Origin of the sequence: Peribacillus sp. NPDC094092, from assembly GCF_050279365.1 — a bacterium.
Lineage (GTDB): Bacteria > Bacillota > Bacilli > Bacillales > DSM-1321 > Peribacillus.
On sequence record NZ_JBNNUC010000005.1, the window covers coordinates 171,134 to 185,308 of the forward strand.

Genomic DNA, 14,175 nt, shown 5'->3' on the forward strand with positions numbered 1-14,175 from the left:
ACTAACCTTTGGCGGAAGCGTATCCTGATGTCATTAACTAAATTGCCCTGAACCCATTCATCATAGCCCAGAAAGCTTTTAATTAACTAAGGAGTTCAACAAGAACCTTACTTACTGTTTTCAGTTGCTCTCGGGATATCCAAGGTCACTATACACCTCTTATATCCAACAAGCAATATCTATAGCACAACTTTCAACTTCAACTATCATTTTATCATCTCCTGTGAAAACTAAACTACCCTTTTACATTGGAAAAGGGCTGCCGAAGCACCCCTTTGCAAAACCAAGTGAATTATGGGTTAACCCACTTTATCTTCCTTCCGAGCCATTGTCTGAGCCTCGGCTTGTACACGCTTCCCTATTCCAAAAGCGAAATAACTAATGGCAACGATAGCCAGAAAACCTATTCCAACCATTAATGATATGCGTGTGTCATCATTAAACCACATACCGATTAATACCATGATCAAGAAAGCGATGGTCAGGTAATTTGTAACAGGTGCAAAAGGCATTTTGAATGGATGATTGTGCATTTCAGCTTTTTTAATTTTCCTGAATTTAATTTGGCTGATCAGTATGACAAACCACGGAATCATACCAGGAAGTACACTCGCACTATATACATGAACAAATAAATTTTCTGGTGCAATATAACTTAAAACAACCCCAATTGCTAACCCGACTATCACTCCGAACGTACCGAATAGAGGTACACCGCTATTAGATACTTTCGCAAAGAATTTTGGCGCTTGGCCATTCATCCCTAATGTGTACAGCATACGTCCTGCGCTGTAAATTCCACTATTGCAGCCAGACATAGCAGCCGTGATTACGACAAAATTAATGATTCCAGCTGCTGCCGTGATACCAACTTTCGCAAAAGTGGCAACAAATGGACTGCCAATCGCACTTAATTGATCCCAAGGGTAAACGGTTACAATTATGAAAATCGCACCGATATAGAAAATTAAAATACGCCAAATGGTACTTTGAATCGCTTTGGTTATCGTTTCTTGAGGATCTTTAGCTTCACCAGCCGTAATCCCGATTAATTCTACACCTTGATAAGCGGCAACCACCAGTGAGAGAGCAAAGAAGAAGCCCTTCCAACCACCTGTAAATAAGCCACCATGCTCCCAAAGATTCGATAATCCTAAGGCTTCCCCTCCATTACCGATTCCAAAGAAAATAAGTCCAAATCCTGCAACGATCATTAAAATAATCGTTACGATTTTGATCAGTGCAAACCAAAATTCAATTTCCCCGAAGGATTTAACGGAAATTAAGTTCGCCGCTCCAAGAATCACCATTGCGATTAGACCCGGAATCCAAGCCGGGAGATCAGGGAACCAATACTGCATGTACGTCCCAACTGCAATAATTTCCGCCATCCCGACAATAACCCACTGGAACCAGTTACTCCATGCAGTCATATACCCTGCCAATGGATGAATGTACTTGTAACCAAATGTTGCAAATGAACCTGTACTTGGCTCTAAATACAACATTTCCCCCATTGCACGCATGATTAAGAATATAAAAATCCCAGAGATCGCATAAGCTAACATTACCGACGGACCTGTCCATTGAATCGTGCTGGCAGAACCCATGAATAAACCGACACCAATAGTTCCGCCCAAAGCGATCATCTGAATATGACGACCTTTCAAGTCCCTATTCAAATCTTTGTTTGCCATTCCATTTCCCCCTACACTACTAATAGTCGAAATTTAATGCAAGATGCTTAATACACTCCCTATTTAGTATAGAAATGATATAGCAGGCTCCACTTTTTTTAATCTTTCTAAAAGCTGCCTCATAAAATCATCCTTCACTCTTAAGCATTCCTGACAGTCAGAAAGATTACTATCAAATTTCATGGTATCTCTTAATTCTGTTCAAGGTGTCATAGAAAGCGCTTACTTTTTATCGTTTATAACAGCCCACTACTTAAACGTTAAAATTCCTCTGTATAAAGTAACCCGAATAAAAGAGTATTGCAACTCTTTTATTCGGCTGTCAGGTTCATTCATGCTGTTACTAAAAGGGACTTCAATCTCAGCTTCAACAACATATCATTCGTCATTTTCTCTAAATCATATTCCGCCTTGAATCCCCACTCTTCCTTTGCACAAGTTGAATCTATAGTATTTGGCCAACTATCGGCAATGGATTGTCTTACAGGATCGACCTCATAATTCATGACAAATTCCGGAATATGCCTTTTAATCTCGGCTGCAATTTGCTCCGGATCAAAGCTCATGGCCGACACATTGAAAGAATTGCGATGTTTTAATTTTGAGGCATCTGCCTCCATCAGATTAATGATGGCGGCTAAAGCATCAGGCATATACATCATGTCCATATACGTTCCCTTGTCAATGTATGAGGTATATCGCTTGTTTTTAATGGCTTCATAGTAAATTTCAACTGCATAGTCGGTAGTTCCACCGCCAGGAGGCGTCACATACGAAATCAATCCCGGGAATCGAAGCCCCCTCGTATCAACCCCAAATTTATGATGATAATAATCACATAATAACTCTCCGGATACTTTATTCACTCCGTACATCGTATTCGGTCGTTGAATGATGTCTTGCGGTGTCCAATCTTTAGGAGTTGTTGGACCAAATGCACCAATCGAACTAGGTGTGAATAATTGGCAATCAAGTTCCCGTGCCGATTCCAAAGCATTGACCAATCCGCCCATGTTTAAATGCCAAGCTAAAAGTGGTTTCTTTTCAGCCGTTGCTGACAATAATGCGGCTAAATGTATAATTGTATCCACTTCATGTTTTTTTGCCATGTTAAACATCGCTTTTTCATCTGTGACATCTAAAATCTCGAATGGACCTGATTGGGCAACATCGCTGTCCGTTTTCCGGATATCTGTTGCAATGATATTGTCAGCTCCATAGACCTCTCTCATTTTCAGCGTCAGTTCTGAACCAATTTGACCTAAAGCCCCCGTTACTAAGACCTTTTTCATCAAAAATCCCTCCCTATGTTTTAAACTCTGAAACAAGCAATCTCTTATATGATCGACATCTCTTTTCCTACTTTTTCATAAATGGCAATTGCACGGTCCAGCATCTCTTTTGTATGAGCAGCAGTCGGCATATTCCGCACTCTTCCTGTACCCTTTGGAACGGTAGGGAATACGATGGATTTAGCATACACACCTTCTTCATTCAGCCTCTTGCTGAATTGCTGCGTTTTTGTTTCATCCCCTATGATGCAAGGCGTAATCGGCGTTTCGCTCTCCCCGATATCAAATCCTAATTCTTTTAGGCCTTTTTTCAAGTAATCGCTGTTTTCCCACAGCTTATTTTGAAGTTCTGAGCTATTCATCAAAATATCGATGGCTTCTATACTAGCCGCAACTGCTCCCGGTGTAGCAGCCGTTGAAAATAAAAATGGACGGCTTCTCACTTTTAACCAATCAATCAAATCTTTCTTTCCTGCTACATAGCCTCCAACAACACCAATGGCTTTGGATAATGTTCCAATTTGGAAATCCACTTTATCCGATAACCCAAAATGTTTTACCGTTCCTGCACCATTACCCAATACACCCGATCCATGTGCATCATCAACATAAGTAATTAAGTCAAACTCTTCTGCAATCTCTACAATTTCTGGAAGCTTGGCAATATCCCCGTCCATCGAGAAAACTCCATCGGTAATGATCATGACTTTGTTATACAAGCCGGATTCCTTTGCTTGACGCGCTTTTGTCCGTAAATCGTCCATGTCGGAATGGATGAAAGGAATGATTTTCGCCTTGGATAATCGGCATCCATCAATGATTGAAGCATGGTTCAGTTCATCTGAAAGAATGGCATCGTGTTTATCCATCACTCCTGAAATCGCTGCCATATTACAGTTAAATCCAGATTGATAAGCAATGGCGGCTTCTGTATGTTTAAATTCTGCAAGCTTTTCTTCTAATTTGACGTGAATATCCAAGGTTCCGTTAATCGTACGAACGGCACCGGCCCCGACACCATATGTTTTCGTCGCTTCTATGCAAGCATCTATTAATCGTCGATCTGTTGCTAAACCTAAATAGTTATTTGATGATAAATTAATTAACTCCCTGCCTGCAATGGTGATTACCGGACCGTTTGGACCTTCCACCGGATCAATAACGTTGTATAGTCCCTTTTCTTTTAAATCTTCCAAATTTTCTTTCAAAAATTGATTTAATACTTCACTTGACATTTAATATACCCCCTCATTGATGGTTGGAATAAATGCAGGATTTTTTATATTGTTTTACCCTATTTCAAAAATATTGTATTTATTTCCTTTTTTCTAAAAATACATGTGTCTTCCCCAAAAACACACACTAAATCAACTAAAACCCCTTTATACTAGGAGTTATAACAATCATAATAATAGATAATTTTCGTGTTGTCCATATTGCGCGGACAAAAAAATCGGAATTTTTGTAGTTTTACAATAAGCATCCGCCTAAAATGCATGTATATCAACGGAAATACGAAGAGAATATCATCATCAATTTTCAATGTGAACGATGTTTTTTATTCCGTTTTTCGGAGACATTAACAAATAACCACAAATAAGGAGGGATATAGTGAAAACAGAAGATGAAAAAACCTCAGAAGGCCTAAATGAGATTTTTGAGATTATCAATGCAAAAGGTGACATTGGGGAATTAAAAGAAATCGTCCAAAAACCTGATGAACAAACAAATGAAGACATGTAAACTAAGGGGATTTAATCATCCTCTTTTTTGCCTGTTTTACATTGTACTAACGGACGCTTAAGTCAAATACAACAATAGTGAGCTGCTGCTGACCAGCTCAGGATATTGAAGCTACGCTCAAGTGCAAGTTGATCAAAAAACAAAAAAGTTATGCGCATGATCAGGAGGAAGAGGAAACTTTGAAAAACGTGGATTTTTTCTATTTCCCTCTTCCTTTATCCACACCTCTGATTTTCTACAATGTAACAGCCAAGCGGTCGTACCTCTTATTCACCCTTTAACAGCTCAATGGTCCGTTTCGGGTGAAATGCAATAGGCAACTTCCCTTTCATACAAGCTATGCAAAGTAAAAGCAAATGTAATGAAGAATGTCCTGCATCTGAAAAAGGTTGTTACTTTCTTAACATACTTTTATCAGATTTCATAAAGGGAAAATAACATATATCTAGCAAATTCCCGCATCTATTTTCAAGTTACGTGAAATAATTAACAAGAAGAGATATTCAAATAAATAAAGGAGAATGGCTGTGAATTATAAAAATATCACGATTGCCGGCAGCGGCGTTTTAGGAAGCCAGATCGCATTTCAAACCGCCTTCAAAGGATTCAACGTATCTGTATATGACATCAATGATGATGCATTGGAACGTGCAAAAAATAGGATCGATAATTTGAAGCCATACTATAAAGAAGACATGGGCTCAACGGAGGAAGATCTCCATACTGCTTATGCCCGCATTTCTTTCCACAGTGATTTATCTGTGGCAGTAGCCGAAGCTGACCTTGTGATCGAAGCGATTCCGGAAGTGGTTCAAATCAAAACGGATTTTTACACGGAGTTAGGAAAAGTTGCTCCTGATAAAACAATTTTCGCCACGAACTCTTCTACATTATTACCAAGCCAATTTGCCGAAGCAACAGGCCGTCCAAAAAAATTCCTGGCGTTACACTTCGCTAATGAAATCTGGAAAAACAATACGGCAGAAATCATGAAACATCCCGGAACGGATAGTGAAGTGTTCGATGAAGTGATTGATTTTGCAAAAGCGATTGGAATGGTTCCTCTGCCTTTACATAAAGAGCAGCCAGGCTATATTTTGAATTCCTTATTGGTTCCCCTTTTGGATGCTGCCCAAATGCTCTTATTAAAAGGAGTGGCAGATACGGAAACCATCGATAAAACGTGGATGGTCGCAACTGGAGCGCCTCTTGGCCCTTTCGCCATATTAGACGTGGTAGGAATCAATACCGCTTATAATATTTCACTTGCAAAAGCGAAAGCGACAGGTGATCCAATGGTTGAAAAGCTGGCTAACCTATTGAAAACAGAGTATATCGATAAAGGGAAAATCGGTAGAGAAGCCGGAGAAGGCTTCTATAAATACCCCAGCCCCAATTTCGCAAAGCCAGACTTTTTAAGAGGGTAATGGATGTGCAGGAGGTGCCTTAAGGGTGCCTTCAGTTTTTTTATCGGTTCAGCATTTTCCAATGTCTTCATTAACGTTCATCCGAAAAAAAAAGACCATGAAATCGGAAAAGTGCTTTTCACGAAATCAAAGCCTAATTTTAATGATGATAAAAACTGTTACTGAACGCTTATCCCCTATATCTCAAAGTTAATCCTTTTAGGAAATTCCTGGCGTATCGATCCCCGCACTCTTTATAATTCCTATGACCCACTTTTCTTAATATGGCGCTTAATTCCCCTTTAGTAATCATGACACCTGCTTCGTCTAAGATATCAATCATATCCTCGCTGGTTAAGGTCAATGCTATTTTCAGTTTCTTCAGAAGGATATTATTCATACTTTCCTTATTCTTTACAGCCGGTGCCTGACTTTGAGGCTGACCAGGTTTTGGCTCTTGTCTCCCTCTTTTAAAAATGATCAAACCATTTAAGAAGGACTCTAACATCATGTTATTGCATATTACCCCATCTTCAACTTCATCCATATCATCATCATATTCATCATAATAATCATCTTTTGGTTTTGTGAGCATCTGCATGACTTCTTCTCTTGTCACTTCAATATCCCCGAGTTTAAATATTTCCACCATATCTTTATTCTTAATATCAAGCGCATATCTTAATCGAATTAATATATCATGATTATGCATCCAAAATCCTCCTATGTATTTATCGATTGCACAGTACTTTCATTATTTCACAAATGGATGGAAATAAACGCAGATTAAAATCCGAGAACCTATTACAGATTCCCGGATCACTCTGCTTATTCTTTAATCAGCTTCAATGAGGTTACTACTTCAACATGGCTCGTCTGCGGGAACATGTCCACAGGCTGCATGGTCTCCACGCGATAAGAAGAACCCAATTCTTGTAAGTCCTTCGCCAATGTGGACGGGTTGCATGATACGTACACAATGGTTTTTGGTTTAACTTTCAAGATTGTCTGCAGTAATGATTGATCACAGCCGGATCTTGGGGGATCGACGACCAGTACATCCGGTTTCCAGCCCTCTTTGGTCCAGCGTGGAAGGATATTCTCGGCTTTACCTGTTTCATAGTATACATTATTGCGTTTATGTTTTTTGGCATTTTTCTTGGCGTCCTCAATGGATTCTTTAATGACGTCCATTCCTCTGACTTCTTTGGCATTTTCGGACAGCCAAAGGCCAATGGTCCCAACACCGCAATAAGCGTCAACCACTTTTTCCGTGCCGGTCAAGGCTGCCGCTTTTTTCACTTCATCATATAAGCGAACAGTTTGGACCGGGTTAAGCTGGAAGAATGTACGGGCTGATAGTTCATATGATAGGTCACCCAATGTTTCGTTGATGACTTTTTCGCCTGCCAGGTGAATCGTTTTTTCGCCAAAAATAAGTGATGTGTTCCGGTTGTTGATGTTTTGAACGACCGATTTCACTTCTGGCAGCTGGTCACGAATTTGTTTAAGCAACTGATCTTTTTGTGGAATTTCCTCCGCACCTGTAACGAGGACAACCTGTACTTCACCTGTTTCAAAGCCTACCCGTGTAATGACCGTACGGATAACACCTTTTCTTTTTCTTTCGTTATAAACCGAGATATTCAGGTTCTTTAGTATCTTTTTCACTGTACGCGTCACCTTATTTGTCGCCTTATGCTGTACAAGGCAATTCGGGATATCGATCAGTGTGTGGGAATTCAAGCCGTAAAGGCCAGCAATCAATTTGCCATCTTTTTGGCCTACTTGGTACTGACTTTTATTGCGGTAATTCCATGGATCTTCCATGCCGATCGTTTCTTTTACATTTAATGAAGAAACTGGGAATTTTGAATGGCGTTCCATCGCTTGAATGACGATATCGCGTTTTTCAATAAGCTGCTGGGCATAGCTTAAATGCTGTAACTGACATCCGCCGCATTCAGCGTAAACCGGACATGGCGCTGCAATGCGATGCGGCGATTCTTTACGGATGGTTTTTATTTTCGCCTCGGTGAAGTTTGGCTGAACCTTTGTGACCAAAGCTACAATTTCTTCACCTGGCAATGCACCTGGGACGAAGACGACTTTCTTTTTGAAATAACCGACTCCCTCCCCGTTAATGCCAAGCCGTTTAATCGTAAGGGGAAGGGTTTGATTCACTTCCAGTTTTGTATCTTGAATGTTTGTCATTTCTTTTCACTCCGTTTTTCAATGCTTCTCCACAAATAGAGGGAAGCGTAGCTTAAATATGGGGCCCATTTCACACTATAGGACTCCATTTCTTCTTGGGTTGGCTTTTGCGGTAAGCCATATAATATTTTCAAGGCATTTTGAATGCCAATATCGGCTTTAGGAAATAGGTTCGGCCGGCCAAGTCCAAAAAGCAGGAAGTTTTCAGCCGTCCATCTACCGATACCGCGTATTTTTATTAGTGTATCCATAACCTCTTGATCGGATAGCTTATCCATTCTATCAAGGGTGAGATGGCCTTGAATGATCTGCTCGGAAAGTCCGATGACGTATTCGGCTTTCCTGCCACTGAATTGAATGGCTCTTAATTGTTCGATTTGAAGTTGGGCTGTTGTTTCCGGTGTCGGATAAAACCAGGCACCTTCCATCTGGTAGCCGAAGGTTTTAACGAATCGTTCCGTGAGCGTATGGGCAAAGGATAAGTTCAATTGCTGATGTATGATGCATTTGACGAGGCAACTGTAGTAATCGAAGTCCAAGACTATGGCAGTACCGCGGTGCTCTTCGAAGATTTCCCTTAAATCTGATTCCCGGAAATGACGGGAAACGCCTTCTAATGGCTGATGCCAATGAAAAACCTTTTTTAACCGTTCGATTGCTTTTGACTTGTATACCTCTGATTGACCTTTGATGATGAAAGATGGTTCATCGATATTTCCTATTGCCTGAACCTGCAAAACGATTGGTTCTTTTTCTATATATAGCGGAACTTTTACCGTCCTGTTAGTAAAATCAACTACCTGAAGTGGGTCTAACGATAATCGTTCGAGAACTAGATCGAAATTATAGGGTCCTTGAACCTGTAATTTTTCTGTCCACACAAGCGATCCATCCTTTAGCAGTTTTCCACGTATTATAGCATGTTTCCAGAAATATTACTTGAAATTGAAGAGAATGGATAAAAGCGGGACCTGGATTATCACTACAGGACCCGCTTCTCATTTTTAATATAGCATTCGGTTCGGCAACTGTTTCTCAATCATTAAATCATCAAGGCTACTGAAAGTGTACCCTTGTTTTTCAAGATCCGTCAGAATCGAGTCCAATGCTTCCGCATTATCCTTCGATACAGTATGCAGTAATAAAATCGCGCCGGGATGAATCTGCCTAAGCACTTCATCGTGTGCGAACGCGGCACCCTTTTGTTGATCAACAATCCAGTCTTTATATGCCAGTGACCAGAAGATATGGTAATACCCTTCTTTTTTTGCAATCCTCATTGTTCTCTCATTAAATACCCCTCGAGGCGGCCGTAAGTAATTCATTCCTTTTTGCCCCGTTAACTTTTCGGTTGCATTTTTTACCCGCTCAAGCTCCCTGCGTATCACATCGTCCGTCACGCTGGTCATATCTGGATGGTTCCATGAATGGTTTCCTACGATATGCCCCTCATTAGCCATACGGACAACAAGCTCAGGTGCAGTCTTTAAATAATGACCCGTGACAAAAAAAGCTCCAGGAGCACCGTGTTTCTTCAGTACATCTAAAATCTGGGCCGTATACCCATTTTCATAACCGTTATCAAACGTTAAATAAACGACTTTTTTCCTTGTATCCCCTTTATAAATGGCTTCATATTCAGGCAGCATTTCATTGAATTTTTTACCGGCATCTGCAGGTGTCCCATTTTTTCCTTTATTGAAACCCCAGTTATAGGATTCGGCAAAAGCCGGACTTGCCAAAGAGCATATCAAGCATATAAAAGCGGATAAAATCACCATTTTTTTCATTGGAATATCCCCCATATCCTTTTTTCTTATTGTTTGGAACATGGAGATTTATATGCATGATAGTTAATGTCGGATTCACTACGCCCAGGATCCAAATTTCGGGCAATGGGCCGAATTATTAAAGTATCCCCCGCAAAACCTTAATCCACGTAAAAAAAGGCCTATCCCCCGAAAAGGATTGGCCCTCCTTGCTTTGTTTATCCTTTAAATAACGCTTGTGCCGCCTTCCAAATAATGGCGATAGCGAAAATGAGAACGATTACAATTCCGACTACGTCAAGGAATGTTTCAAGACCGGAGAAAATCGTATTTGCCACAGGAAGTTTGATGAAAGCAAAACCAGATAACATGGCGATAAAGAATAAGATGTAGTTGTTCTGCATGAAAATCCCCCCTTTCTCTTCTAATGTATGTGCGACCGTTCTAAAAGATTGTACTTTTTTGAGTTAATTATCGCCTTTTTTTTCATATACATTTAGCAAGGGGGGATGAAATGCTGGAATGGGTCATCACATTAGGCTTTGTTGGTTGTCTTGGTTTAGGTGGCGGAGTGTTTATTCATTTTGTGAAAAGTGGATTGAATTTAGAGGATGCATCAAGGATCGATCCACTGCCGGAAATCGAAGAGTAAAATATGCAAAAGACGCTCAACCGTTTGGTGAGCGTCTTTTTTCCATAAAATTATTTAAATACTGGTTCTTTGAATTGTGCCAATTTTTCCAATGAAGATTGCTGAACATCTTTATGCAGGCTGTTTCCATGTGAATCCATGGTAACTACCGCAGTAAATCCTTCAACATTCAGGTGCCACATCGCTTCTGGAATACCAAATTCGGTGAAGTTAACACCTTCGACGGATTTGATGCAGTCTGCATAATATTGAGCAGCCCCGCCGATAGCATTTAGATAAACGCCGCCATGTTCACTTAGTGCCTCTAGTGTTTTGGGTCCCATTCCGCCTTTACCGATAACTGCACGGATGCCGAAGCGTTTCATGATATCGCCTTGGTATGGCTCTTCACGAATACTTGTTGTTGGTCCCGCTGCCTTCACATGCCATTTACCTTCTTCATCCTTCAGCATAACTGGACCACAATGATAGATGATTTGTCCATCCAGGTCGATTGGTGCAGGGTTTTCAGATAAATGTTTGTGGATGGCGTCACGGCCTGTATACATTCTGCCGTTAATATGAACTACGTCACCAACTTTTAATTCACGGATTTGTTCTTCCGTGATTGGTGCTTGCAAGGTGATTTCACGGGAAGCTTTAACGTCCGGTTCAGCAGCGGCTGCCACTTCTTCCTTCGCTGCTTTTTCTGCTTCTAAAGCAAAGTCGATTTTCTCGCCTTCTTGATACAACCACTCATTGATTTCACCTGTTTCAGGATTGACTTTCACTCCTAAACGGCGGAACGCCCAGCAGTTGTAAGCAACGGATACGAAAAAGCTTGCCGGAATACGGTGCATGACACCGATTTTACATCCAAGCAGCGTAGTTTCGCCGCCAAAGCCCATCGTGCCGATTCCCAATTCATTAGCTGTTTTCATGATGTATTCTTCAAGTTTGCGAAGGTCTTCATTCGGGTTCACATCTTCATTACTGCGGAAAAGTTGAGCCTTAGCCAGATCATATCCGGATGAGCGGTCCCCTCCGATACCAACGCCGATGAAGCCCGCACTGCAGCCTTGTCCTTGTGCTTGGTAGACAGAGTGAAGTACACATTTACGGATTCCGTCCAAATCACGGCCCGCTTTGCCCAATCCTTCAAGTTCCATAGGCAGGCTGTATTGAATGTTTTTATTTTCACATCCGCCGCCTTTTAAGATAAGGCGAACATCAATATAGTCTTTTTCCCATTGATCGAATTTAATGACAGGAAGACCTTCCCCAAGGTTATCCCCGCTATTTTCACCCGATATGGAGTCAACTGCGTTTGGACGAAGTTTTCCGCCTTTGGTCGCTAAAATGATCGCATTTCGGATTGCTTTTTTTATTTCAAGTTGGTTCACGCCAACTGGAGTTTTTATTTTGAAAGTCGGCAGACCAGTATCCTGACAAATCGGTGATACATTGTCGTCAGCCATTGTAATATTATTCGTGATGGTGGCCAAGCTTAATGCAGAACGAGTACCTGCATTTTCACGTTGTTTTGCACTTTTGACCGCACGACGAACATCCTTTGGAAGATTCGTTGAAGTTTCAACGATAAGACTGTACATACTTTCTTGGAATTTTTGAATATCCAAATTTCTCTTCCCCCTCTTATTTCCCCTAGATTAGATTTAATCATTTCCCTGCTTCTCTATAAATAGCGAATGATTCAACACCCGTTTTATTATACCTCTAACATAATCTTTCGAAAACAAGTAATTATTTTTCTTAATGAACAGCAATTTGGAGTGAAGGATCAAAGCGTCTTAAATAGCCCATAAAACAAATTTCATCACCAATCATTTCCAAGAAGATTTGATATTAAAAAGGGATGACGCAGGTTTCCCGTCATCCCTTCATGAATATTAACATTGAAAAAATCATACTATCGAAACAGATATTAGTCTTCCCTGGTTTTGAATTGTTCCACTTTGCCTTCCAAATCATCTATCATGCCGATTAAACGGTCTATATCTTCCAACTCCGTATTTTCCGGTTCGATATGATCAAGAACTTCCATGAACATCGTGAGGCGTTCTTTTAAGTATGTTAATTGTTCGTTTTTACCTGTAATGGATTTTCCCATGAGGCACTCTCCTTCCGTTCTTCTTTCATCGTAACGAAATCTGCTTGAAAGTGCAATGGCAAGCTATAAATGCAGCTCTCCGCCATTTGACAATTTTTGTTCCCATTGTTCATAATGGGTTAGTGCATTATTACGTAAGGAGTCTTAAATATGTCAATAATCAAGCAAGATCTTTTAACACCAATTACACCCAAGTATGATCCTTGGGAAGCATATATGGACGTTGAACAATATGGAAAACTCAGCCTCACCAACGTTGAGTTCACCACCACCACCCTTTGCAATATGCGTTGTGAGCATTGTGCCGTCGGTTACACTCTTCAGCCCAAGGACCCGGATGCCCTGCCTCTGGAATTACTGATTCAGCGCCTTGATGAGATCCCTTTGCTTCGCTCGCTCAGCATCACTGGCGGGGAACCGATGCTTTCAAGAAAACAAGTGAAGAATTATGTTTTGCCTCTATTGAAATATGCCAGGAGCCGCGGAGTAAGGACACAAATCAATTCCAATTTGACCCTTGACTTGGAACGGTATGAGGAAATCATTCCTTATTTGGATGTGCTGCACATTTCCCATAATTGGGGAACGATCGATGAATTCATTGATATCGGCTTTGCCATGATGGACCGAAAACCATCTCGGGAACAGCGAAAAAAACTATTCGATAAAATGATTGAAAATTCCCGTGCCCTGACAAAAGCTGGTGTGCTTGTATCTGCAGAAACGATGCTTAATAAACGGACATTGCCCCATCTTGAGCATATTCACAGACAGATCGTCGATGAAATGGGATGCCAAAGGCATGAAATACATCCGATGTATCCAAGCGACTTCGCTTCGGCACTTGAAACTTTATCATTGGATAAAATGCGTGAAGCGATTCATCATTTGCTTGATATCCGTGATGAAAATGTTTGGATGCTTTTCGGTACCCTTCCATTTTATCCTTGCAATAACAATAAAGAGGATATAAAGCTGCTTCAACGCCTTTATGGTTCACATAAAGTGACTGTACGGAATGACCCTGATGGACGTTCCAGGTTGAATATCAATATTTTCACCGGGGAAGTGATCGTGACCGATTTCGGGGACGCGCCTACATTAGGGAATATCCAAGACCAGCCCTTGACCGATTCCTATGACACATGGATGAATTCGAAACTTGCCAATGAATTGAACTGTCACTGCCCGGCAGTCAAATGTCTAGGCCCGAATGTTCTCGTCAAAAATGCCTACTACCCGAAGGAGGACTTCAGGATCAGGAAGTCAACCATATGAAGAAAAACTCGCCA

The 14,175-nt window shown here is 40.9% G+C and carries 14 protein-coding genes; 4 read left to right on the forward strand and 10 right to left on the reverse strand.

Going from position 1 to position 14,175, the window contains the following annotated elements:
• Positions 1 to 299 precede the first annotated feature (299 nt).
• The 3 genes from ACQKNS_RS21455 to ACQKNS_RS21465 form a co-directional block, all read right to left on the reverse strand.
• A complete protein-coding gene (locus ACQKNS_RS21455; RefSeq protein ID WP_427645282.1) occupies positions 300 to 1,697 on the reverse strand; it encodes an amino acid permease in 1,398 nt (465 codons plus the stop codon).
• A gap of 332 nt (positions 1,698 to 2,029) precedes the next feature.
• The gene (locus ACQKNS_RS21460; RefSeq protein ID WP_427645283.1) at positions 2,030 to 2,989 is read right to left on the reverse strand and encodes an L-threonine 3-dehydrogenase; all 960 of its coding nucleotides are present in this window, start codon (positions 2,987 to 2,989) and stop codon (positions 2,030 to 2,032) included.
• A gap of 44 nt (positions 2,990 to 3,033) precedes the next feature.
• A complete protein-coding gene (locus ACQKNS_RS21465; protein ID WP_427645284.1) occupies positions 3,034 to 4,224 on the reverse strand; it encodes a glycine C-acetyltransferase in 1,191 nt (396 codons plus the stop codon).
• Between the two features lie 376 nt (positions 4,225 to 4,600).
• On the opposite strand from ACQKNS_RS21465, the gene ACQKNS_RS21470 reads away from it, so the two are divergent.
• Positions 4,601 to 4,732, forward strand: coding sequence for a hypothetical protein (locus tag ACQKNS_RS21470; protein WP_427645285.1), 132 nt, complete (start codon positions 4,601 to 4,603; stop codon positions 4,730 to 4,732).
• A gap of 527 nt (positions 4,733 to 5,259) precedes the next feature.
• Positions 5,260 to 6,159 carry a 3-hydroxyacyl-CoA dehydrogenase gene (locus ACQKNS_RS21475; protein ID WP_427645286.1) on the forward strand — a complete coding sequence of 300 codons (900 nt, stop codon included), beginning with the start codon at positions 5,260 to 5,262 and terminating at the stop codon, positions 6,157 to 6,159.
• Between the two features lie 169 nt (positions 6,160 to 6,328).
• Here the strand turns inward: ACQKNS_RS21475 and ACQKNS_RS21480 are convergent, their stop codons facing one another.
• The 5 genes from ACQKNS_RS21480 to ACQKNS_RS21500 form a co-directional block, all read right to left on the reverse strand.
• Positions 6,329 to 6,850 (reverse strand): DUF1456 family protein, encoded by a 522-nt coding sequence (locus ACQKNS_RS21480; protein WP_427645287.1) that lies wholly within the window; start codon positions 6,848 to 6,850, stop codon positions 6,329 to 6,331.
• A gap of 116 nt (positions 6,851 to 6,966) precedes the next feature.
• Positions 6,967 to 8,352: a 23S rRNA (uracil(1939)-C(5))-methyltransferase RlmD gene (rlmD, locus tag ACQKNS_RS21485; protein WP_427645288.1), complete on the reverse strand. Its 1,386-nt coding sequence runs from the start codon at positions 8,350 to 8,352 to the stop codon at positions 6,967 to 6,969.
• Positions 8,349 to 9,233 carry a DNA-3-methyladenine glycosylase family protein gene (locus ACQKNS_RS21490; RefSeq protein ID WP_427645289.1) on the reverse strand — a complete coding sequence of 295 codons (885 nt, stop codon included), beginning with the start codon at positions 9,231 to 9,233 and terminating at the stop codon, positions 8,349 to 8,351. Before ACQKNS_RS21490 ends, rlmD begins: the two co-directional genes overlap by 4 nt.
• A gap of 123 nt (positions 9,234 to 9,356) precedes the next feature.
• Positions 9,357 to 10,142 (reverse strand): delta-lactam-biosynthetic de-N-acetylase, encoded by a 786-nt coding sequence (pdaA, locus tag ACQKNS_RS21495; protein ID WP_427645290.1) that lies wholly within the window; start codon positions 10,140 to 10,142, stop codon positions 9,357 to 9,359.
• Positions 10,143 to 10,339: 197 nt separating this feature from the next.
• Positions 10,340 to 10,525, reverse strand: a complete 186-nt coding sequence (locus tag ACQKNS_RS21500) for a hypothetical protein (protein ID WP_427645291.1) — start codon at positions 10,523 to 10,525, stop codon at positions 10,340 to 10,342.
• A 110-nt stretch (positions 10,526 to 10,635) separates the two neighbouring features.
• On the opposite strand from ACQKNS_RS21500, the gene ACQKNS_RS21505 reads away from it, so the two are divergent.
• Positions 10,636 to 10,773 (forward strand): hypothetical protein, encoded by a 138-nt coding sequence (locus ACQKNS_RS21505; RefSeq protein WP_427645292.1) that lies wholly within the window; start codon positions 10,636 to 10,638, stop codon positions 10,771 to 10,773.
• 50 nt (positions 10,774 to 10,823) lie between these two features.
• Here ACQKNS_RS21505 and ACQKNS_RS21510 read toward each other — a convergent pair whose 3' ends face one another.
• Both ACQKNS_RS21510 and ACQKNS_RS21515 read right to left on the reverse strand, forming a co-directional pair.
• Complete coding sequence (locus ACQKNS_RS21510; RefSeq protein WP_427645293.1) at positions 10,824 to 12,392, reverse strand: fumarate hydratase; 1,569 nt, start codon at positions 12,390 to 12,392, stop codon at positions 10,824 to 10,826.
• 305 nt (positions 12,393 to 12,697) lie between these two features.
• A complete protein-coding gene (locus ACQKNS_RS21515; RefSeq protein ID WP_034305661.1) occupies positions 12,698 to 12,883 on the reverse strand; it encodes an SE1561 family protein in 186 nt (61 codons plus the stop codon).
• Positions 12,884 to 13,039: 156 nt separating this feature from the next.
• On the opposite strand from ACQKNS_RS21515, the gene yfkAB reads away from it, so the two are divergent.
• Positions 13,040 to 14,161: a radical SAM/CxCxxxxC motif protein YfkAB gene (gene yfkAB, locus ACQKNS_RS21520; protein ID WP_427645461.1), complete on the forward strand. Its 1,122-nt coding sequence runs from the start codon at positions 13,040 to 13,042 to the stop codon at positions 14,159 to 14,161.
• Positions 14,162 to 14,175: the final 14 nt, after the last annotated feature.

Coding starts and splice junctions, on each gene's coding strand:
- ACQKNS_RS21455 (WP_427645282.1), bottom strand. CDS start 1,697: ATGGCAAACAAAGATTTGAATAGGGACTTGAAAGGTCGTCATATTCAG.
- ACQKNS_RS21460 (WP_427645283.1), bottom strand. CDS start 2,989: ATGAAAAAGGTCTTAGTAACGGGGGCTTTAGGTCAAATTGGTTCAGAA.
- ACQKNS_RS21465 (WP_427645284.1), bottom strand. CDS start 4,224: ATGTCAAGTGAAGTATTAAATCAATTTTTGAAAGAAAATTTGGAAGAT.
- ACQKNS_RS21480 (WP_427645287.1), bottom strand. CDS start 6,850: ATGCATAATCATGATATATTAATTCGATTAAGATATGCGCTTGATATT.
- rlmD (WP_427645288.1), bottom strand. CDS start 8,352: ATGACAAACATTCAAGATACAAAACTGGAAGTGAATCAAACCCTTCCC.
- pdaA (WP_427645290.1), bottom strand. CDS start 10,142: ATGAAAAAAATGGTGATTTTATCCGCTTTTATATGCTTGATATGCTCT.
- ACQKNS_RS21500 (WP_427645291.1), bottom strand. CDS start 10,525: ATGCAGAACAACTACATCTTATTCTTTATCGCCATGTTATCTGGTTTT.
- ACQKNS_RS21505 (WP_427645292.1), top strand. CDS start 10,636: ATGCTGGAATGGGTCATCACATTAGGCTTTGTTGGTTGTCTTGGTTTA.
- ACQKNS_RS21515 (WP_034305661.1), bottom strand. CDS start 12,883: ATGGGAAAATCCATTACAGGTAAAAACGAACAATTAACATACTTAAAA.